We start from the raw sequence: 20,650 nt of genomic DNA on the forward strand, positions 1-20,650 counted from the left end.
TATGATCTTCGATTTCATCGTGGTCGGTGCAGGCTCGGCAGGCTGCATCGTGGCCAGCCGCCTGAGCGAAAGCGGGCGTCATACGGTGCTCCTGATCGAGGCGGGCGGCGAGGACAAATCCTTCTGGTTCAAGATCCCGGTCGGCTATGCCAAGAGCTACTACAATCCGAAGGTCAACTGGATGTACCGCACCGAGCCCGAGCCCAATCTCGGCTGTCGGCGGATCTACGCTCCGCGCGGCAAGGTGCAGGGTGGTTCCGGCTCGATCAATGCCATGGTCTTCGTACGGGGCGCGCGTCAGGATTTCGACGACTGGCGCGATGCCGGAAACCCGGGCTGGGGCTTCGACGACGTGTTGCCCTACTTCCGCAAGTTGGAAACCCATGCCCGTGGCGAAAGCCCGTGGCATGGTGGTAATGGCCCGATCCATGTGACGCCGATGCGTGGCGCCACGCATCCGGTGAGCGACGCTTTTCTCGACGCCTGCAACGAGCTTGGCTTGCCCCTGAACGAAGATTTCAACGGCGCGACGATCGAGGGCGCCGGCGTCTACGACGTCAACACAAGGCGCGGCCAGCGCTCGCATTCGAGCGCTGAATATCTGCGCCCGGCGCTCAAGCGAGCGAACCTGACGATCGAGCGCGAGGCCCATGCGCGGCGTCTGCTGGTCGAGACGGACGGCAGGGTGTCGGGCATCGAGGTCATGCAGCATGGGCGGGCGAGACGCTTCAGCGCCCGCCGCGAGGTGATCCTGGCGGCAGGGGCCGTCGATACGCCAAAGCTGATGCAGCTTTCAGGCCTCGGCGATGGGGCAACCCTCTTTGCCCAGGGTATCGAGACGCGCAGGCATCTGCCCGCCGTCGGCAAGAACCTGCAGGACCACCTCTGCGCCAGCTTCTACTACCGCTCGAAGAAGCCGACGCTGAATGGCGATTTTGCGAGCCTGATCGGCCAGGCCCGCTTTGGCTTGATGTGGCTGCTGAAGCGCAGCGGTCCCTTTGCGATGAGCGTCAATCAGGCCGGAGGCTTCTTCCGAGGCTCGCCTGAGGAGATCAGGCCCAACATCCAGCTCTATTTCAACCCGCTCTCCTACCGCATTCCGGACAATCCGCGGGCCAGCCTGACGCCCGAGCCCTATCCCGGCTTCCTGATCGCCTTCAACGCCTGCCGGCCGACGAGCAAGGGAACGGTGACCATAGCGTCACCCGATGCCGCAGACGCCCCCCTGATCCGCCCGAACTACCTGTCGACGCAACGGGACATCGAGGAGGTCCTGCAGGGGAGCCGGATGATGCGCCGGATCGCGAATGCGCGGGCGCTGTCGGATTGGGTGGAGGAGGAGGTATCGCCTTCGAAGACGGTCGAAAGCGATGACAAACTGCTTGACTATTTCCGCTTCAACAGCGGCTCCATCTACCACCTCTGCGGCACCTGTGCGATGGGCAGCGATCCCCGCGAAACTGTGGTGGATGCCCGGCTCCGGGTGCATGGCGTCCCGGGGCTTCGCATTGTCGATGCCTCTGTCTTCCCGAACATCACGGCGGGCAACATCAACGCCCCGACGATGATGGTCGCCGAAAAGGGCTCGGCGATGATCCTGGAGGATGCCGCATCTGCCTGATATCAGCGCATGAAAAAAGCCGGACGCGAGGACCCGGCTCCTTTAACGACTTACAGAACGCCGAACTTATGCAGCAACGAGGATGCCGTTGAGATTTGTCAGTTCAGCGAGATATTGTTCAAGCTTCGTGCGATGATCGTTGTGATGCGCGCTGTCGAGTTCCTTGCGAGCGTCATCAATCCGCTTCTTCAGCGTCTCGGCAGAGATTTCGCTCATTGGGACAGCCGACTCAGCCAATAGCGTGCAGCCTGTCGGCAGGACGTCGGCAAAGCCGCCAAATACCACATATTTGGAGACCTGACCGGAAGCGAGCTTCACGGAGACCACACCCGGCTTGATGGTTGTCATGGTCGGAGCATGGTTTGCCATCACGGTCATTTCGCCGTCTGTCGCCGGAATGACCACTTCGCTCACCTTTTCGGAAAGCAGCAGACGCTCGGGCGATACGAGTTCAAAAGAGAAATTGTCGGCCATGACGGTTCACTTCTTCAATTGAGTGGGAGAGGCGTGCGCCTTCACGCACGCCGGTCCTTGATCAGGCAGCTTCGGCAGCCAGCTTCTTGGCCTTTTCGATCGCTTCGTCCATCGAACCGACCATGTAGAAGGCAGCTTCCGGAAGGTGATCATACTCGCCGTTGACCAGACCCTTGAAGCCCTTGATCGTGTCTTCGAGTGCGACCAGCTTGCCCGGCGAACCGGTGAAGACTTCAGCAACGAAGAACGGCTGCGACAGGAAGCGCTCGATCTTGCGGGCGCGGGCAACAGCCAGACGGTCTTCTTCAGAGAGTTCGTCCATACCCAGGATTGCGATGATATCCTGAAGCGCCTTGTAGCGCTGCAGCGTCGACTGCACCTTGCGAGCCACTTCATAATGCTCTGCGCCGACGATCATCGGGTCGAGCATACGCGATGTGGAGTCCAGCGGGTCAACGGCCGGATAGATACCCTTTTCAGCAATCGAACGCGACAGAACGGTCGTTGCATCCAGGTGGGCAAACGAAGTTGCCGGTGCCGGGTCGGTCAAGTCGTCGGCCGGAACGTAAATGGCCTGAACCGAGGTAATCGAGCCCTTGGTCGTGGTGGTGATGCGCTCCTGCATCTGACCCATGTCGGTGGCCAGAGTCGGCTGATAACCAACGGCCGACGGGATACGGCCGAGCAGAGCCGACACTTCGGAACCTGCCTGGGTGAAGCGGAAGATGTTGTCCACGAAGAAGAGAACGTCCTGGCCTTCGTCACGGAACTGCTCGGCGATCGTCAGACCGGTCAGAGCAACACGCGCACGAGCGCCCGGCGGCTCGTTCATCTGGCCGTAAACGAGAGCAGCCTTGGAGCCTTCACCACCGCCATGCTTGTTAACGCCAGACTCGATCATTTCGTGATAAAGGTCGTTGCCTTCGCGGGTACGTTCACCCACGCCAGCGAAGACCGAATAACCACCGTGTGCCTTGGCGACGTTGTTGATCAGTTCCATGATGAGAACGGTCTTGCCAACGCCGGCGCCACCGAACAGACCGATCTTGCCGCCCTTGGCGTAGGGAGCGAGCAGGTCGACAACCTTGATGCCGGTAACCAGGATCTGGGCTTCGGTCGACTGATCGACATAGGCCGGTGCGTCCTGGTGGATTGCGCGGCGACCGGATGTTTCGATCGGACCAGCTTCATCAACGGGTTCACCGATGACGTTCATGATACGGCCAAGGGTTTCCTTGCCGACCGGAACCGAGATTGGTGCGCCGGTGTCGACCACTTCCTGGCCGCGAACAAGACCTTCGGTCGAGTCCATGGCGATCGTACGGACCTGGTTTTCGCCGAGGTGCTGAGCAACTTCGAGAACCAGACGGTTGCCGCCATTGTTGGTTTCAAGTGCGTTCAGGATCGCGGGCAGTTCACCGTCGAACGCCACGTCCACGACAGCGCCGATGACCTGGGTCACCTTGCCGACAGAACCGGTTGCGGCCTTTGCCGCCTTTGATTTCGGGGTAGCTGCCTTAGCCATGTACCTTACCCTCTTTCCTTAACCTCAGAGCGCTTCCGCGCCCGAAATGATTTCAATGAGTTCCTTGGTGATCTGCGCCTGACGCTGACGGTTGTAGGACAATGTCAGTTTGTTGATCATCTCACCTGCATTGCGCGTCGCGTTATCCATGGCACTCATCTTTGCGCCCATTTCACCAGCAACGTTTTCGAGCAGAGCCCGGAAGATCTGAACCGAGATGTTGCGCGGGATGAGATCGGCAAGGATCGCACCGGCATCCGGCTCGTATTCATAAAGCGACGAAGCGCCATCCTGAGCGCCAGCATCCGTCGGGGCAGCAGCCGGTATCAGCTGCAGACCCGTCGGCACCTGGCTGATGACCGACTTGAATTCAGAATAGAACAGCGTGCAGACGTCGAATTCACCACGATCAAACATGGCGATCACCTTGCGCCCGATGGCATCCGCATCCGAGAAACCAACGCGCTTGACTTCGCGCAGGTCCGTACGCTCGACGATCATCGCACCGAATTCGCGACGCAGACTGTCATAGCCCTTCTTGCCGACGCAGAAGATCTTGACCGTCTTGCCCTGGGCAAGAAGCTTTCGGGCATGATCACGAGCATAACGCGAGATCTGCGAATTGAAGCCGCCGCAAAGGCCGCGCTCCGCGGTGCAGACGACGAGCAGGTGCACATCGTCCTTCCCGGTACCGGTCATCAAACGCGGCACGCTCTCGTCGCCACCAACTGCCTGAGCGATGTTGGCAAGAACCATGCTCATGCGCTGCGAATATGGCCGGGCAGCCTCGGCCGCCTCCTGCGCACGACGCAGCTTCGCCGCAGCGACCATTTTCATCGCCTTGGTGATCTTCTGCGTCGCCTTGACGGAGGCGATCCGGTTTTTCAGATCCTTAAGTGAAGGCATCCGTTATCCGTCCTTGGCTTGAGCCTGAATTAGGCGAAGTTCTTCGCGTAGCTATCGAGAGCGGCCTTGAGCTTGCCCTTGGTATCGTCGCTGATCGCCTTTTCGGTGCGGATCGTGTCGAGGATCGCCTTGCCTTCCGAACGGAGGTAGGACAGCAGACCCTGCTCGAACTTGCCGACCTGGCTGACCGGGATCTTGTCCAGGTAACCGTTGACGCCAGCGAAGATCACAGCAACCTGTTCTTCCGTCTTCAGCGGCGAGAACTGCGGCTGCTTCAGGAGCTCGGTCAGGCGAGCACCACGGTTCAGCAGGCGCTGGGTTGCAGCGTCAAGGTCCGAACCGAACTGGGCGAAGGCAGCCATTTCACGATACTGGGCGAGTTCACCCTTGATCGAGCCGGCAACCTGCTTCATCGCCTTGATCTGGGCGGCAGAACCAACGCGCGAAACCGACAGACCGACGTTAACGGCCGGACGAATGCCCTGGTAGAACAGGTCGGTTTCAAGGAAGATCTGACCGTCGGTGATCGAGATAACGTTGGTCGGAATAAAGGCCGAAACGTCGTTACCCTGGGTTTCGATGACCGGCAGAGCGGTCAGCGAACCGGCGCCAGCAGCGTCACCCATCTTGGCGGCGCGCTCGAGCAGACGCGAATGCAGGTAGAAGACGTCGCCCGGATAAGCTTCACGGCCCGGCGGACGGCGCAGCAGAAGCGACATCTGGCGGTAGGCCACAGCCTGCTTGGACAGGTCGTCGTATGCGATCAGGGCGTGCTGGCCGTTGTCGCGGAAGTATTCGCCCATCGCGCAGCCGGCGAACGGTGCGAGATACTGCATCGGAGCCGGATCGGATGCGGTAGCAGCGATAATGATCGAGTACTGGAGAGCGCCACGCTCTTCGAGAACCTTCACGAACTGGGCAACGGTCGAGCGCTTCTGGCCGACGGCGACGTAGACGCAGTACAGCTTGTCGTTCTCGGGGCCGTTGTCGTGGATGGCCTTCTGGTTGAGGAAGGCGTCCAGGATGATGGCGGTCTTACCGGTCTGACGGTCACCAATGACCAGCTCGCGCTGGCCACGGCCAACCGGGATGAGAGCGTCGATGGCCTTGAGGCCGGTCGACATCGGCTCATGTACCGACTTGCGCGGAATGATGCCCGGAGCCTTTACGTCGACACGCGAACGACGGGTTGCGTTGATCGGACCCTTGCCGTCGATCGGGTTGCCGAGCGCGTCAACGACGCGTCCGAGAAGTTCCGGACCAACTGGCACGTCAACGATTGCACCCGTACGCTTGACGGTGTCGCCTTCCTTGATGTCACGGTCTGCGCCGAAGATAACCACACCGACGTTGTCGGCTTCGAGGTTGAGCGCCATGCCGCGGATGCCGCCCGGGAATTCGACCATTTCACCGGCCTGGACATTGTCGAGACCGTAGACACGGGCGATACCGTCACCAACGGACAGAACCTGGCCGACTTCAGAGACCTCTGCCTCTTTGCCGAAGTTTTTGATTTGATCTTTCAGAATTGCGGAAATTTCCGCGGCGCGGATATCCATCAGCCAACCTCTTTCAGTGCAAGCTTAAGGGTGGAAAGTTTGGTGCGAAGAGACGTGTCGATCTGGCGCGAGCCGACCTTGACGATCAGCCCACCAAGAAGAGACGCATCAACCGTGAGTGCGATTGAAACATCCTTGCCGGTAACGCTCTTCAGCGCCGCCTTCAGTTCGTTTTCCTGCTCAGCCGTCAGGGCATGTGCAGAAGTAACATAGGCCGTTATCTCGCCACGATGACGAGCGGCAATCTGGTGGTAGGCAGCAATCATGCCGCTGAGAGCGAACAAACGCCGGTTGTCGGTGACAACCTTGACGTAGTTCAGCGCAAGGCCCGAGATGCCGGCCTTTTCAAGTATGGCCGTGACCGCCTTCAATTGCTCATCAGCCGAAAAGACTGGTGACAGAACGAGACGCTTGAGGTCGGCGCTGTCATCGATCATCGCCTGGATCCGAGAAAGATCCTTACCGACTGCGTCTACTGCACCAGCTTCAAGCGCAAGTTCGAAAAGCGACGACGCGTAACGCTCGGCCACGCCTGAAATCACTTGGGATGTGTCTGCCACGGGCAAAATATTCCCTGCTCTGGACCCAGGTTCCCAGCGCCTCCATAGGGGGCAGCTCAAAGCCTTGGATTCGTTATGTTTTCCCCAGAAACACAAGTTTTGTGCACTTGCGTTCTCCGAATTTCGCGGTTCGTCTAGCATAGGAGGTCTAGACTCGCAACACGCGTATTAAAGGTTTGACCTTTTAGAGCAAGGCCTTCGGCCGAATTTTGTGCGAATCTGCGCCAAAATGCTTAGACGGCTTCAGTCATTCCGTCAGATCAGTCCGAAAACATAAGCAAGTGGTAGAGAAGCAAGAAGAATTTCTACAACCAGAAGCAGTTTTGAGCGGAGTTTTGATGGTCCATCGGATAGAATGGACAAGGTACGTCCGAATGCCGCGAGAGCGAGCGCGGCACCGAAGGCAAGGTAAACCATCGGCTGGGCAAGCATAAGCGCCGTTCCGGCAAAGCCGATTAACAGGCCACCGCTGGAACGAACCGCTGCCCTGGCAGTTGAGCTGAACTCACGGTCTTCAAAGCCAGAAAACCTCAGAGCATAGCCAGGGGCAAAGAGGGCAACACAACCCATCAGACAGGCCATAACGGCTGAGATGAATGCAAGTTGCTCTCCTGGTTCCATTGGAAAATAGAAATTCATGCGTTTTCAGGTCCCAGCCGGGTTGCTCATCGCTCTACAGAGATCGCGAAGAAGTGATCGTTCGCGAGCGCTCGTTTAGTCATGTCAAAGGAAGCTCTGGGGATCAACATCCACCTGCACCTGGATTGATTTTCGCTCCTTGGGACCGTTTTGCAGCATTGCACGGACAAAGCCCTGCATATCGCTTGAACGACGGCCATGAACGAGCAAGCGGAACCGATGGCGCCCTCTGATCAAAGCAAGCGGTGCTTCGGCAGGCCCGAGAATAGCAATATCGGTCCCAGAAGGCGCGGCGAGACGAAGAGCGCGGGCATGCCCTTCTGCCTCTGCCCTGTTGTCGGCTGAAACAATGATCGAGACAAGCCGACCGTAAGGCGGCAGCGCAGCCCTCTCCCGTTCGCCGATTTCACGCTCATAGAAGGCCGAAGCATCGCCAGAGACGAGAGCCTGCATCACGGGATGCTGTGGCTGGAATGTCTGGAGCAAGCCGTGGCTCTTGCGCCCCGTTCGGCCAGCGCGCCCCGTCACCTGTGACAAGAGCTGAAAGGTTCGCTCTGCAGCACGGGGATCCCCGTTCGACAGCCCGATATCGGCATCGACGATCCCTACAAGTGTCATGAGGGGAAAATTGTGACCCTTGGCAACCAGTTGGGTCCCGACAACGATATCGGCCTCGCCTTGAGCAATCGCCTCCAGTTCGAGCCGCAAACGCTTGACGCCACCAAGATCCGACGACAGCACCAGCGTCCGTTTGTCCGGGAAGTGCTTCTCCACCTCTTCCGCGATTCTCTCCACACCCGGGCCGCAGGCAACCAGATGATCAAGCGTCCCACATTCGGGGCAGGCATTCGGCGTCGGCTCGTTATAGCCGCATTGATGGCACTGGATCTGATTGCGGAAACGGTGCTCGACCAGCCAGCTTGAACACTGCGGGCATTGGAAGCGATGACCGCAGACACGGCAAAGGGTCAAAGGTGCGTAACCGCGCCGATTGAGAAACAGCAGCGCCTGTTCTCCGCGCTCCACCGTCTTGCCGATAGCTCGAACCAGAACTGGCGACAGGAACCCGCCACGCTCCGGTGGATGGCGCCGCATGTCGACGAGGTGAAGATCGGGCATCGCCGCATCGGCGAAACGGGTCGGCAGGTGGACCAGATGATATCGACCTGCATTACAATTGACCTGGCTCTCCACCGAGGGCGTGGCGGACACCAGAATGACGGGGAAGCCGGAGATGCGGGCACGAACTACAGCCATGTCCCGCGCATTGTAGAAGACGCGATCTTCCTGCTTGAAGGCCGGATCATGCTCTTCATCGACGATGATCAGGCCCAGATCCTCGAAGGGTAGGAAAAGGGCGGAGCGCGCGCCGGCAACAACACGGATATCGCCGGTAGATACCTGGCGCCATACCCGTTCACGGGTACGCGTCGCGAGATCGGAATGCCACTCGCCCGGCTTCGAACCGAACCGATCCTGGAACCGCTCAAGGAAATTCGCCGTCAATGCGATTTCAGGAAGCAGGATGAGGACCTGTTTTCCCCGCCTCAGGGTTTCTGCGATAGCTTCGAAATAGACTTCAGTCTTGCCCGATCCGGTGACGCCGTCGATCAACGAGACAGAAAAACCGCCCTTTGCAAGCGTTGCCAGAATATCCTGGGAAGCCTCTAGCTGGGGACCCGCGAGACGGTGAACCATATAGTCGGGATCGGGTGGAGCCACGAGAGGCGGCGGCGGCAGAAACACCTGCTCAAATGCTCCCTGTTTTGTCAGGCCGTCCACCACGCTTGGGGAAACACCGCTTGCATGGGCAAGACCGCTTTTTGTCCAGGACAGGCCGTCGGCGGCAAGCTCGAGAACGCGCTCCCTGGCCGGCGTAATGCGCTCAGGCTTGTATCCGGTGAAGCGCAGCCCCTCGATCATGGGTTCCGGATCGAAAGCAGCAGGCGCGCGCAGGGCCATGCGCGCCACATAGCCCGGAGGAGACAGGGTATAGGCCGCAACCCAGTGCAGAAAACTGCGCATGTTCTGGTCAAGTGGCGGGCAATCGAAAACCTTGGTTATGTCCCGCAGCTTTTTCGGATTTACCGTCTGGTCTTCGGGCCCGTCCCAGACCACACCAACCACCTGTCTCGGACCAAGCGGCACCTGGACAATCGATCCAGGCGTCACCGTCACGCCATCGGGTACGGCATAGCTATAGGGTGTCGGCGCGGGCATAGGAACGAGAACCGGCACGACGCGCCGCTTTGGCGCATCAAAAAGCTCGGTCATGACTAGTCGCGAATCGTCCTTCATGGGCGAGCAACTTGCCCGGCCCTCGCCCGAATGGAAACTAGCGGCCCAGCTTTTCAGATGAATTCACGCCTATACGTCTGGCAGGTAAGCGGCATGCGGATCGTTTCGCAGATCGAAAACGGTATGCCGTTCAAGCGCCCGCGTCACCCTGATCGGATCACCATCGAGCAAATCCGGTTGGATCATCTTTCCAATCGTGAAGTCGAATACCTGTCCCTTCTTGTTCAGCAGTTCGTAGAAAACGGTCATATCCCGCAATTCGGTCGACCATTTAGCCAGCCAGTAAAACAGGCCTGAATTGCGCGCCTTCATGTGGACCGGCAGGATCGGCAGATTGTATTTGCGGGCAAGACCGACAGCAGACGTCTTCCAGGGACGCTCATTCAGGCGACCATGGGCCCAATAGGCAATACGTCCAGAGGGAAATAGGATGGTCGCCTTCTGCTGCTCGACGGCATGATTGGTAAGTTTCAGCGTCTCACGCGCCTTGAGTTTTGTCTTGTGCTGTTCGCGCCACTCGACCGGAATAATCATCTCGACAAGTCGAGGATTAACGCGGATGGCATCCCGGTTCGCGAAAAACATCATGTCGGGACGACGGTGCTTCAACAGGTCGAAAACTGCGACACCATCTGCGATCCCGGTCGGATGATTACTCACCATGATGAAGCCGCCGCGGGCCGGGATACGCTCTTCATGATGCACGCGAATGTCGAGACTGAGAACATTGCTCAGATACTCGAATGCCTGGAAACCCGGGAGATTGACCACATCATCGGCAAATTCGATAGCCTTCGAGTATCGCAAAACACTGTAAAGAAATGGCCGCATAACGGGCCACATTGGGTGGTGGACGATTTTTTCACCACGCTCGGCAATCAGCGTATCGACAATATGCCCGGGTTGTCCCTGAGAAATAAGCTGCAGCGTTTCCGCAAAATGCCCGAAGGTCGTGAGGGAAGCCCTTCTCATCTGTATAACCCCGCGTGTCATTGCCGACATCAATGACAAGTCTGTGTGATCGGCGGATGACAACCCGACATCGTTAGCGCTTCCCTAACGGGTCTGATGCATCCTTGCGCAATGATGCTTCCGTGACCTACGCAACGTTTGGGTTCCAGTTTTGATCCCCGCTGACGAAAATCTTCTTCTGGAAAGACAGGCCTGGCTTCAGAGCCTGGCAAGCGAGCGGCGCCTCGCGGCAAACACTCTTGAAGCCTACGAACGAGACACCCGGCAATTCCTGACCTTTCTCGCAGGCTATGCCGGTGGATTGGTCAGGCTGGACAACATCAGCAGTCTTAGACCGGCTGATCTTCGCGCTTTTCTTGCAGCAAGGCGAAAGGAAGGTGCAGGGGCACGGTCACTTGGTCGCCATCTCGCCGGATTGCGTTCATTCCTGCGTCATCTCGAGAAACGTGGTTTGGTCAATGCAGCAGCAGCCGGTGCTGTTCGCTCGCCGCGCCAGCCAAAATCGCTTCCCAAACCGCTGACGGGTTCTCAGGCGCTCACTGTCGTGAACGTGTCGACCCAGATGCATGACGAGCCATGGATTGCGGCACGGGACGCAGCAATCCTGTCGCTGCTCTATGGTTGCGGCTTGCGTATCGGCGAAGCTCTTGCCCTTACACCGGCAGCATTCCGGGGTAATCCCAAATCCCTTCGTGTCATCGGAAAAGGCAACAAGACGCGTCTGGTCCCACTCTTGCCAGCCGTCGATGATGCAGTTCAGGCCTATATCCGCCTGTGTCCCTATGATCTTCCCGAGAATGAACCGGTGTTTCGGGGCGCTCGCGGGGCAAAGCTCCAGCCGGCGATCCTTCAGAGATCGATGCAGCGCCTTCGGTCTGCGCTCGGACTGCCAGACTCCGCGACACCCCACGCGTTAAGACATTCGTTCGCCACCCATCTTCTGGGCAGCGGAGGCGATCTGCGGACGATCCAGGAACTTCTAGGTCATGCGAGCCTGTCGACAACACAGGTCTATACCGGCGTCGATTCCACCCGCTTGCTCGACATCTACGACAAAGCCCATCCGCGGGCCTGACAACCTTGTGTTAACCATCGCGGTTAAGCGAAAGTGAGGGACATGCTTCTAGGCTCCGGCAAACCAAAGGGGTTCACGATGCTCGATCGCTCTCTCCAGTCCATCCGAAGCTTTAGTCGCCACCTCACTCCGGGCGATGCGACCCTATGGTTTCTGGCAGCGTTTCACACCCTTGTGCTCCTGTCTTTTATTCTGATAGCCGCCAGCCTGACCCCGGCCAACGCTTCCGAGACAAGCTGCACCGGACGGAATCTCCTTCTGGAACTGAAACAAGCTGATCCAGCCTTGCTTGCCGAAGCAGAAACCGAGGCGAGTGCCATACCGAATGGCAGAGGCATCTTCTGGAAAGTTGAAAAGGACGGTGTTGAGCCTTCCTACCTCCTCGGCACGATGCATGTGACCGATCCGCGTGTCCTGCGGAAGCCGACCGGCGCCCGCGAAGCAGCCGCGGCGGCAGATGTGATCGTAATTGAGTCGGATGAAATCCTTGATGAGAGGAAGGCGGCCGCTGCACTATTGATGCATCCGGAATTGACCATGTTCAGTGGCGGCGAGCGCATCAACGATTTTCTTTCCGAGGAGCAGGTTGGAATCCTCGAAGAAGGATTGAAGGAGCGCGGCCTCTCTTTGCTGGCGGTCTCCCGCATGAAACCATGGCTGATCGCAAGCTTTGTCGCGTTGCCGGCCTGCGAACTCGAACGCAAGGCCAATGGCGCGTCTTTCCTGGACAAACAGATCGCAGAGGATGCGCTCAAGGCAGGCAAAGAGGTTGCCGGATTGGAAACCTTGGTTGAACAACTGCAAGCCATGGCGGCCCTGCCACTCGAATTCCACTTTCAGGCCCTGCTGGAAACCATCGCACTCGGTGAAAAGATGGACGACGTCATGGAGACCATGACCGAACTCTATCTGGCAGGTGAGATTGGCATGACCATGCCTATGCTGCGGGCCGTGACCAAGGAATACGCATCGGGCGATGACAATGGCTACGCAGCCTTTGAAAAGCGCATCATCACAGACCGCAACATTCTCATGGCAGAGCGAAGTCTGCAGCATCTGGAAGCAGGCAACGCCTTCATTGCGGTAGGAGCGCTTCATCTGCCGGGCGAACAGGGCCTTGTCGAACTGCTGCGACAGAAGGGATACAAAGTCACACTGGTTGGCGAATGACCATCTGTGCAGCAAGAAAACGCCTCAGAAAGCTTCGAACGATCAGCCGATGAAATGGCGTAACGACGAAGATATAGATGCGACCGAACAGGTTGTGTCTTTTTACCAAGGTTGTCACCCTCACCCTCTGTCGACCTCCCGAGATCTTTTCAACAGAGATCAGGATCCTGAAATCAAGATGCCAGTCATCAAAGCCGAGCAGCGCCTGATCGCCGGTCGAGGCCAGAAGGGGAAAGCCACCGATGCTTTCCCGACCCGTCATCTTCAGTTCGGCTGACTTCAAACCGACCAGGCTGACGATGCGATTGCGAAAAGCAAGAAGTGTACGAACCCAACGCGGCACATCACCGAACATGGATTTCGCTACATCCAATGCGACCAGATCTACGCGCGAGACACTTACAGCGTAACTGTCGGCCCAGTCTCCCGCAGGCAGGTCAGGATGCGGCAGCCGAACCTCAAGGCTTTCCACCGCACCCATCTGTAATCTCCGTCTCGTTGCCGCTAACCACGGGTCATCCGACCTGCAACCGGGCTCTTCCAATAAAACTGATGTACCACAAGGGCAGCGATATGCGCTGCGATCAATAGCCACATGAGGCTCTTCAACGGACCACCATGGACGAAACCTGCGGTCTCGTTGGCGAAATAGTAGGCGCCGATACCGCTCAGCGGAAGCAGGAAGAACAATACATAGAAGCTGCCATGTGCGACTTTGGCAGCCAATTGGGCAATGGCCGGCTCTTCCACCGGCGCTAGCGGCGCACCCTGCTTTAACCGCAGCGCCAGGCGGACAATGCCAAGACAGAGCACCGCGATCCCGACATAGGCATGGATATTGGCAAAGGTCAGATCCTCGGCAGAGGGCACCTCGCCTCGTTCATAGGCCTCTGCCACCTCCTCCATCGCCTCGGCGAAGATGAGATTGAACAGGATGAGCAGGGCCATCAGCCAATGCAGGGCTTTCTGCGGAATCGAAAAGGAGGTTGGAGCGACAGCCATGGGGTTTTTGCCTTTTGTCAGGTGAATGGGAAGGCATTGCCTTGGCATGATAAAGGCCGCCGCATGAGGAACAAGCGACGGCCTTCAACCTTACCGAAATATAATAATTGACCTATGTCAGGTCGCCTGCATCACATGTGCAGCGGTTTGAAGAAGGTCGCGAGTGCTGCTTCCTTCACGGCTTCAGACATGGTCGGATGCGCGTGGCAGGTGCGGCCGAGATCTTCCGAGGAACCGCCAAATTCCATCAGCACGGCAGCCTCGTGGATCATCTCCCCGGCACCGAGGCCGATGATATGGACACCGAGAACCCGATCCGTGTCCTTGTCGGCGAGAACCTTGACGAAACCGTCGGAGGCGAGCATGGCGCGGGCGCGGCCGTTTGCCGTGAACGGGAACTTGCCGACCTTATAGGCAACGCCTGCAGCCTTCAGCTCTTCCTCGGTCTTGCCGACGGAAGCCACTTCCGGCTGGGTGTAGACGACACCCGGGATGACGTCATAGTTCACATGGCCATGCTGGCCGGCGAGGATTTCGGCGAGTGCCACGCCCTCGTCTTCCGCCTTGTGAGCAAGCATCGGGCCCTTGACCACGTCACCGATGGCATAGATGCCGGCGACATTGGTGCGGTAGTGGCCGTCGATCTCGACGCGGCCACGATTATCAAGCGCAACACCGGCTTCTTCGAGGCCGAGACCAGATGTGTAGGGCTTGCGGCCGGTGGCGACGAGCACGACGTCGGCGTCGAGCGTCTGGGCTTCGCCGCCTTTGACCGGCTCGAACGTGACCTTGGCGCCATCACCGGACTTGAGCACACCGGTGACCTTGGCGCCGAGATTGAATTCCATGCCCTGCTTGGCAAGGATGCGCTGGAACTGCTTGGAGACTTCGCCGTCCATGCCGCCGAGGATCGTGTCGAGATATTCGACGACGGTCACCTTGGCACCAAGGCGCGACCATACCGAGCCGAGCTCGAGGCCGATGACACCGCCGCCGACGACGATCATCTTGGCGGGGACCTTTTCGAGGGCAATACCGCCGGTCGAGGACACGATGACCTTCTCGTCGATCTCGACGGCAACACCCGGAATGCCGGCAACGTCGGAGCCAGTGGCAATGACAATGTTCCTGGTTTCGAGAACCTGGACCTCACCGGCATCGTTGGTGACCTGCACCTTGCCCGCGCCGAGGATCTTGCCGGTGCCCTGGAGTCCGTCGATCTTGTTCTTCTTGAACAGGAAGGAGACGCCCTCGACGTTCGACTTCACAGTCGCGTCCTTGTGCGCCATCATCTTGGAAAGGTTCAGCGTCGGTGCGCCGACTTCGACACCAAGATCAGCCATCCCATGGGCAGCATGGTGGAAGACTTCCGACGCATGCAGCAGGGCTTTGGACGGGATGCAGCCGATATTGAGGCAGGTGCCGCCATAGGTCTGGCGCTTTTCAACGACGGCAACCTTCATGCCAAGCTGAGCCGCCTTGATCGCGCAGACATAACCGCCGGGGCCGCTGCCGATTACCACTACATCATAAGCCATCAGTTCGTTCCTTTGCCTGTTTTGCAGACTGCCCGTCACATCTTGGACGCGCATTGTTTGAATTCGAAGACATCCCAGGGACCGACGTCCAGCGCCTTGCCCGCTGCGGATGACAGGATGGCCGGGCCAAAGCCCGGCAATAGAAGCGCATCGGGCGCATCAGCGCCTTCAGGCGGCAGAAGATCGACATGGCCAATCTTCACATCGATGCTGTAGATGATGCCCTTCCAGACGGTGCAGGCGTTGATCGTCTCACCGGTCACGTCGCCCTCGGGGCAGTTGTTCATCAGCATGCCGATAGGCCGGTCAAGCTCTGGATCATAAAGCACGCGCCCGTCCAGCGTCACTCCGGCAATCGTGGTGGTAAACCCATGGGTGACCGGCGTGTTCTCGCCGCTGGCGGCGGCAAAGACCAGCTCGACCCCGGTTTCGGCTTCGCGATAAATGGCTTTTTCGATCAGGCACTCAGCGGCAGACGCCGCGTGAGAGAACGCGAGCGTTGCAAGAAGAACGATTGCTCCTGACGACGAGCCCATGCCCCACCTCAAAACACGAGCGCGAGGAACATCAGGCCGAGACCGGCCATCGTGCCGAGCCAGACGAGCGAACGGATATAGGGGATGCCGGCCAGATAGAGAGGATAGTAGATAATTCGCCCGACGAACCAGATGACGGCTCCGGTGAGGCCGAGGCCGGATGTTTCACCGCTGAAAAGCAGCCCTGCTGCAAGCGCGACGAAGGCCGGATAGGTTTCACGGAAATTCGATGACGCCCGAGCAGCGCGACCGGCGAACTTCCCCGCCGGCTGCTGGTTGCTATCACGAGGGCCGGCGTTCCACTCCGTACCCAACTCCTTGGTGGCGAGCATGCCCTGGAGGAGGACATGCGCCACCAGCAGGACCACGCTCCAGGCAAGGAGCAGGACAAGCGGAGAGGCGGACGCGGATACCGGCTCCATCGAGAGGTCTCCTTAGAGATCGAGGACCAGGCGCTCCGGATCCTCAAGGCTTTCCTTGACGCGAACGAGGAAGGTAACAGCTTCCTTGCCGTCGACGATACGGTGATCGTAGGAGAGCGCCAGATACATCATCGGACGAATGACGATCTGTCCGCCAACGACGACCGGACGATCCTGGATCTTGTGCATGCCGAGGATGCCCGACTGCGGTGCATTCAGGATCGGCGAGGACATCAGCGAGCCGTAGACGCCACCGTTCGAGATGGTGAAGGTGCCGCCCTGCATGTCGGCCATCGACAGCTGACCGTCACGGGCTGCCTTGCCGAGGCGACCGATTTCCTTCTCGATTTCGGCGATCGACATCTGGTCGGCATCGCGCACGACCGGAACCACGAGACCCTTGTCCGTGCCGACGGCAACGCCGACATGGCAGTAGTTCTTGTAGATGATGTCGGTGCCGTCGATTTCGGCATTGACGGCCGGCAGTTCCTTCAGCGCATGCGTGACGGCCTTGGTGAAGAAGCCCATGAAGCCGAGCTTCACGCCATGCTTCTTCTCGAAGATGTCCTTGTAGCGGTTGCGCAGGTCCATAACCGCCTTCATGTCCACCTCATTATAGGTGGTGAGCATGGCAGCCGTGTTCTGGGCGTCCTTGAGGCGCTTGGCGATCGTCTGGCGCAGGCGGGTCATCTTGACGCGCTCTTCGCGCGAGGCGTCGTCAGCCGACGAAGCCGGGCGCGGTGCAGCCGGGGCAGCGGCAGGTGCCGGAGCGGAGCTGCCCTTGGCGATTGCGGCAAGAACGTCACCCTTCAGCACCTGGCCACGCTTGCCGGAACCGTCGACGTCGGCGGTCGAAATGTTGTTGTCGGCAGCAAGCTTGGCGGCAGCCGGGGCGGCCGGCATGGCGGATGGAGCAGCCGGAGCAGCGGCGGCCGGAGCAGGCGCTGCAGCGGGAGCCGGTGCTGCGGCAGGCGCCGGAGCAGACGCACCGGCAGAACCGGCTGCACCTTCGGCGATCTGGCCAAGCAGGGCACCAAGACCAACGGTTTCGCCGTTTTGGGCAACGATTTCCGTCAGAACGCCGGAGGCTGGAGCGGGAACCTCAACAGTGACCTTGTCGGTTTCCAGTTCCACGATGGGTTCGTCAGCCTTGACGGTGTCACCGACCTTCTTGAACCAGGTGCCGACAGTGGCTTCGCTGACGGATTCGCCGAGGGTGGGTACGCGGATTTCAGTGGCCATGATCTCAATTCCGTTGATCAGAGAACGTTTCAGTCTGGGAGAATGCAACCGGGTGGATCAACCGCCCAGCGCGTCCTCCAGGAAGGCTTCGAGCTGGGCGAGGTGTTTCGACATCAGGCCCGTTGCCGGCGAGGCGGCAGCCGGGCGACCGGTGTAGCGCACGCGCTGGTACTTGGCGTCGATATGGGCAAGCACCCATTCCAGATACGGATCGATGAACGACCAGGCGCCCATGTTCTTCGGCTCTTCCTGGCACCAGACCATCTCCGCATTGCGGAAGCGGCTGAGCTCGTTGATGAGCGCCTTGGCCGGGAAAGGATAGAGCTGTTCGATGCGCAGCAGGTAGATATCGTCGATGCCGCGCTTTTCACGCTCTTCAAGCAGGTCGTAATAGACCTTACCAGAGCAGATCACGACGCGACGGATCTTCGCATCCTTCTGCAGCTTGATCGGGCCGTCCTTGATCACCTCGGCATCATCCCACAGCAGACGGTGGAACGAGCTTTCGCCGCCCATTTCGGCCAGGCTCGACGTCGCACGCTTGTGACGCAGAAGCGACTTCGGAGTCATCAGGATGAGCGGCTTGCGGAAGTCACGCTTCACCTGACGACGCAGAATGTGGAAGTAGTTGGCCGGCGTCGTGCAATAGGCAACCTGCATATTGTCTTCCGCACATAGCTGCAGGAAGCGCTCCAGGCGCGCCGACGAATGCTCCGGCCCCTGCCCTTCATAGCCATGCGGCAACAGGCAGACGAGACCGGACATACGCAGCCACTTGCGTTCACCCGATGAAATGAACTGGTCGAACACGACCTGTGCACCATTGGCGAAGTCACCGAACTGGGCTTCCCAGAGTGTCAGCGCATTCGGACGGGCCAGCGAGTAGCCGTATTCGAAGCCAAGGACCGCCTCTTCCGAAAGCATCGAGTTGATGACTTCGTAACGGGCCTGGTTGGGCGCAAGGTTGGCAAGCGGGATGTAGCGCTCTTCGGTCTCCTGATCGTAGAGAACCGAATGACGCTGACTGAAGGTGCCGCGTTCACAGTCCTGGCCAGACAGACGGATCTTGTGGCCTTCGACAGCCAACGAGCCGAAAGCGAGTGCCTCCGCCATCGCCCAGTCGATCCCCTCACCGCTTTCGATCATCTGCGCACGGTTGTCCATGAAGCGCTGAATGGTGCGATGTGCCTTGAAACCGTCAGGAATCGTCGACAGCTTCCGCCCGATTTCCTTGAGTTGCTTCATCGGCACTGCGGTCTTGCCGCGACGCTGCTCATCGGCATTGTCGGCCGTGCGAAGACCGGACCATGCTCCATCGAGCCAGTCCGCCTTGTTGGGCTTGTAGCTCTGGCCGGCCTCGAACTCCTGTTCGAGATGGGCGCGCCAGTCGGCCTTCATCTTTTCAAGTTCGCCTTCGGTGATCAAACCCTCAGCGATCAGCCGCTCGCCATAGATCTGGACGACGGTCTTGTGCGCCCGGATCTCCTTGTACATCTTCGGCTGCGTGAACGCGGGCTCATCGCCTTCGTTGTGTCCAAAGCGGCGATAGCAGAACATGTCAACCACGACCGGCTTGTGGAACTTCATCCGGTACTCGGTCGCGATCTTGGCTGCGTAGACGACCGCTTCCGGATCATCGCCGTTGACGTGGAAGATCGGCGCCTCGATCATCTTGGCGACGTCGGACGGATAAGGCGACGAACGCGAAAAGGCCGGATTGGTGGTAAAGCCGATCTGGTTGTTGATGATGAAGTGCATCGTGCCGGCGACGCGGTGTCCACGCAGACCGGAAAGCCCGAGTATTTCGGCAACGACGCCCTGACCCGCGAATGCCGCATCGCCGTGCAGCAGCAGCGGGAGAACCTTGGCGCGCTCCTTGAGCGGAACGATGTCCCCCTCCCACACCTTCGCAATCTGGTCCTGCTTGGCGCGGGCCTTGCCCATCACGACAGGATTGACGATTTCAAGGTGGGACGGGTTTGCGGTGAGCGACAGGTGAACCTTGTTGCCGTCGAATTCGCGGTCAGACGATGCACCAAGGTGATACTTCACGTCCCCCGAGCCTTCGACCTCGTCTGGTTTGAACGAGCCGCCCTTGAACTCGTGGAAGATGGCGCGATGCGGCTTGCCCATGACCTGGGAAAGAACATTGAGACGTCCACGATGGGCCATGCCGAGAACGATCTCTTCCAGACCGTCCTGACCGCCGCGCTTGATGATCTGCTCAAGAGCCGGAATGAGCGACTCGCCACCATCCAGGCCGAAGCGCTTGGTTCCCTTGTACTTGACATCGATGAACTGTTCGAAGCCTTCCGCCTCGATCAGCTTCTGAAGGATGGCCTTCTTGCCGTTCGGCGTAAAGTCAACGCCCTTGTCCGGCCCTTCGATCCGTTCCTGAATCCAGGACTTTTCCTCCGGATTGGAAATATGCATGAACTCGACACCGAGCGTCGAGCAATAGGTCCGCTGCAGGATCTCCAGCATTTCGCGGATTGTCGCATATTCGAGACCGAGCACGTTATCGATGAAGATCTTGCGATCATAGTCAGCTTCCGAGAAGCCGTAAGCGGTCGGCGACAGTTCATTATAGTCTTCGACTGGTGCAGCCAGTCCGAGCGGGTCGAGCTTGGCATGCAGGTGGCCGCGCATGCGATAGGCACGGATCATCATGATGGCGCGCACGCTGTCGCGCGTCGCCTGCAGCACCTCGGCTTCCGAAATGGTCTGACCGGCGGCTTCGGCCTTCGCCTTCACCTTGGTCTCGACTGCCTTTTCGATCTTGCCCCAGTTGCCGTCCAGTGCTGATACCAGTTCGCCACCTTCGGCAATCGGCCAGTTGCTGCGGCGCCAGGACGCGCCCGAGGCAGCTTTCTTGACGTCAGACGGATTATCGGCCAGCGCCTTGAAAAAGGCCTGCCATTCAGCAGAGACCGAGGAGGGATCCTCCTCATAGCGCGCATGGAGCTGTTCAATATAGGCTGCGTTCGATCCGTCCAGGAAGGACGTGATCAGGAACTGCTCGTTGGCTTCTTGCCTACCCATCATGTTTCGCGAGCCTTTCAGCCCGCCTCCCGACTTTAAGTGTTAGCCGGATGCCCGGCCTGCCGCTCT

The 20,650-nt window shown here is 59.1% G+C and carries 18 protein-coding genes; 3 read left to right on the forward strand and 15 right to left on the reverse strand.

Going from position 1 to position 20,650, the window contains the following annotated elements:
• Position 1 precedes the first annotated feature (1 nt).
• Entirely contained in the window at positions 2-1,621 is a 1,620-nt protein-coding gene (locus tag FE840_RS03235; protein WP_138287240.1) for a GMC family oxidoreductase, read from the forward strand.
• A gap of 66 nt (positions 1,622-1,687) precedes the next feature.
• On the opposite strand, the gene FE840_RS03240 is transcribed toward FE840_RS03235, so the two are convergent.
• From FE840_RS03240 to FE840_RS03275, 8 genes are all read right to left on the reverse strand, one after another.
• Positions 1,688-2,095: a F0F1 ATP synthase subunit epsilon gene (locus FE840_RS03240; protein ID WP_138287238.1), complete on the reverse strand. Its 408-nt coding sequence runs from the start codon at positions 2,093-2,095 to the stop codon at positions 1,688-1,690.
• Positions 2,096-2,156: 61 nt separating this feature from the next.
• Entirely contained in the window at positions 2,157-3,620 is a 1,464-nt protein-coding gene (gene atpD, locus FE840_RS03245; protein ID WP_138287237.1) for a F0F1 ATP synthase subunit beta, read from the reverse strand.
• 24 nt (positions 3,621-3,644) lie between these two features.
• Entirely contained in the window at positions 3,645-4,526 is an 882-nt protein-coding gene (locus FE840_RS03250) for a F0F1 ATP synthase subunit gamma (RefSeq protein WP_138287235.1), read from the reverse strand.
• A 29-nt stretch (positions 4,527-4,555) separates the two neighbouring features.
• A complete protein-coding gene (atpA, locus tag FE840_RS03255; protein WP_138287233.1) occupies positions 4,556-6,085 on the reverse strand; it encodes a F0F1 ATP synthase subunit alpha in 1,530 nt (509 codons plus the stop codon).
• On the reverse strand, positions 6,085-6,651 hold the full coding sequence (locus FE840_RS03260; RefSeq protein ID WP_138287232.1) for a F0F1 ATP synthase subunit delta: 567 nt from the start codon (positions 6,649-6,651) through the stop codon (positions 6,085-6,087). The genes atpA and FE840_RS03260 overlap by 1 nt, the downstream gene beginning before the upstream one ends.
• A 249-nt stretch (positions 6,652-6,900) precedes the next feature.
• Complete coding sequence (locus FE840_RS03265) at positions 6,901-7,284, reverse strand: AGROH133_08824 family phage infection protein (RefSeq protein WP_138287230.1); 384 nt, start codon at positions 7,282-7,284, stop codon at positions 6,901-6,903.
• Between the two features lie 84 nt (positions 7,285-7,368).
• Positions 7,369-9,582, reverse strand: coding sequence for a primosomal protein N' (locus FE840_RS03270; RefSeq protein ID WP_138287228.1), 2,214 nt, complete (start codon positions 9,580-9,582; stop codon positions 7,369-7,371).
• 69 nt (positions 9,583-9,651) lie between these two features.
• Positions 9,652-10,554: a GNAT family N-acetyltransferase gene (locus FE840_RS03275; RefSeq protein WP_138287226.1), complete on the reverse strand. Its 903-nt coding sequence runs from the start codon at positions 10,552-10,554 to the stop codon at positions 9,652-9,654.
• Between the two features lie 151 nt (positions 10,555-10,705).
• Here FE840_RS03275 and FE840_RS03280 point away from each other — a divergent pair, with 151 nt between their 5' ends.
• Entirely contained in the window at positions 10,706-11,629 is a 924-nt protein-coding gene (locus tag FE840_RS03280; protein WP_138287224.1) for a tyrosine recombinase XerC, read from the forward strand.
• A 78-nt stretch (positions 11,630-11,707) separates the two neighbouring features.
• Positions 11,708-12,799: a TraB/GumN family protein gene (locus FE840_RS03285; protein ID WP_138287222.1), complete on the forward strand. Its 1,092-nt coding sequence runs from the start codon at positions 11,708-11,710 to the stop codon at positions 12,797-12,799.
• Here the strand turns inward: FE840_RS03285 and FE840_RS03290 are convergent.
• The 7 genes from FE840_RS03290 to FE840_RS03320 form a co-directional block, all read right to left on the reverse strand.
• Positions 12,780-13,280 (reverse strand): DUF2867 domain-containing protein, encoded by a 501-nt coding sequence (locus FE840_RS03290; protein ID WP_138287221.1) that lies wholly within the window; start codon positions 13,278-13,280, stop codon positions 12,780-12,782. The genes FE840_RS03285 and FE840_RS03290 overlap by 20 nt on opposite strands.
• A 23-nt stretch (positions 13,281-13,303) precedes the next feature.
• A complete protein-coding gene (locus FE840_RS03295) occupies positions 13,304-13,801 on the reverse strand; it encodes a cytochrome b (protein ID WP_138287219.1) in 498 nt (165 codons plus the stop codon).
• Positions 13,802-13,932: 131 nt separating this feature from the next.
• On the reverse strand, positions 13,933-15,339 hold the full coding sequence (lpdA, locus tag FE840_RS03300; protein WP_138287218.1) for a dihydrolipoyl dehydrogenase: 1,407 nt from the start codon (positions 15,337-15,339) through the stop codon (positions 13,933-13,935).
• A 35-nt stretch (positions 15,340-15,374) separates the two neighbouring features.
• Positions 15,375-15,875, reverse strand: coding sequence for a hypothetical protein (locus tag FE840_RS03305; RefSeq protein ID WP_138287216.1), 501 nt, complete (start codon positions 15,873-15,875; stop codon positions 15,375-15,377).
• Between the two features lie 8 nt (positions 15,876-15,883).
• A complete protein-coding gene (locus FE840_RS03310) occupies positions 15,884-16,297 on the reverse strand; it encodes an MAPEG family protein (RefSeq protein ID WP_138287214.1) in 414 nt (137 codons plus the stop codon).
• Between the two features lie 12 nt (positions 16,298-16,309).
• The gene (gene odhB, locus FE840_RS03315; protein ID WP_138287212.1) at positions 16,310-17,539 is read right to left on the reverse strand and encodes a 2-oxoglutarate dehydrogenase complex dihydrolipoyllysine-residue succinyltransferase; all 1,230 of its coding nucleotides are present in this window, start codon (positions 17,537-17,539) and stop codon (positions 16,310-16,312) included.
• A gap of 57 nt (positions 17,540-17,596) precedes the next feature.
• Complete coding sequence (locus FE840_RS03320; protein WP_138287404.1) at positions 17,597-20,581, reverse strand: 2-oxoglutarate dehydrogenase E1 component; 2,985 nt, start codon at positions 20,579-20,581, stop codon at positions 17,597-17,599.
• Between the last annotated feature and the right edge of the window lie 69 nt (positions 20,582-20,650).

Source organism: Peteryoungia desertarenae (assembly GCF_005860795.2).
In the GTDB taxonomy this organism is placed as follows: Bacteria; Pseudomonadota; Alphaproteobacteria; order Rhizobiales; family Rhizobiaceae; genus Allorhizobium; species Allorhizobium desertarenae.

What these genes read in the sequence shown, in the direction of transcription:
- FE840_RS03310 (WP_138287214.1), bottom strand. Translation starts at nt 16,297, where the DNA reads ATGGAGCCGGTATCCGCGTCCGCCTCTCCGCTTGTCCTGCTCCTTGCC.
- FE840_RS03250 (WP_138287235.1), bottom strand. Translation starts at nt 4,526, where the DNA reads ATGCCTTCACTTAAGGATCTGAAAAACCGGATCGCCTCCGTCAAGGCG.
- lpdA (WP_138287218.1), bottom strand. Translation starts at nt 15,339, where the DNA reads ATGGCTTATGATGTAGTGGTAATCGGCAGCGGCCCCGGCGGTTATGTC.
- FE840_RS03295 (WP_138287219.1), bottom strand. Translation starts at nt 13,801, where the DNA reads ATGGCTGTCGCTCCAACCTCCTTTTCGATTCCGCAGAAAGCCCTGCAT.
- FE840_RS03285 (WP_138287222.1), top strand. Translation starts at nt 11,708, where the DNA reads ATGCTCGATCGCTCTCTCCAGTCCATCCGAAGCTTTAGTCGCCACCTC.
- atpA (WP_138287233.1), bottom strand. Translation starts at nt 6,085, where the DNA reads ATGGATATCCGCGCCGCGGAAATTTCCGCAATTCTGAAAGATCAAATC.
- FE840_RS03240 (WP_138287238.1), bottom strand. Translation starts at nt 2,095, where the DNA reads ATGGCCGACAATTTCTCTTTTGAACTCGTATCGCCCGAGCGTCTGCTG.
- FE840_RS03305 (WP_138287216.1), bottom strand. Translation starts at nt 15,875, where the DNA reads ATGGGCTCGTCGTCAGGAGCAATCGTTCTTCTTGCAACGCTCGCGTTC.
- FE840_RS03275 (WP_138287226.1), bottom strand. Translation starts at nt 10,554, where the DNA reads ATGAGAAGGGCTTCCCTCACGACCTTCGGGCATTTTGCGGAAACGCTG.
- FE840_RS03270 (WP_138287228.1), bottom strand. Translation starts at nt 9,582, where the DNA reads ATGAAGGACGATTCGCGACTAGTCATGACCGAGCTTTTTGATGCGCCA.
- odhB (WP_138287212.1), bottom strand. Translation starts at nt 17,539, where the DNA reads ATGGCCACTGAAATCCGCGTACCCACCCTCGGCGAATCCGTCAGCGAA.
- FE840_RS03290 (WP_138287221.1), bottom strand. Translation starts at nt 13,280, where the DNA reads ATGGGTGCGGTGGAAAGCCTTGAGGTTCGGCTGCCGCATCCTGACCTG.
- FE840_RS03265 (WP_138287230.1), bottom strand. Translation starts at nt 7,284, where the DNA reads ATGAATTTCTATTTTCCAATGGAACCAGGAGAGCAACTTGCATTCATC.
- FE840_RS03320 (WP_138287404.1), bottom strand. Translation starts at nt 20,581, where the DNA reads ATGGGTAGGCAAGAAGCCAACGAGCAGTTCCTGATCACGTCCTTCCTG.
- atpD (WP_138287237.1), bottom strand. Translation starts at nt 3,620, where the DNA reads ATGGCTAAGGCAGCTACCCCGAAATCAAAGGCGGCAAAGGCCGCAACC.
- FE840_RS03235 (WP_138287240.1), top strand. Translation starts at nt 2, where the DNA reads ATGATCTTCGATTTCATCGTGGTCGGTGCAGGCTCGGCAGGCTGCATC.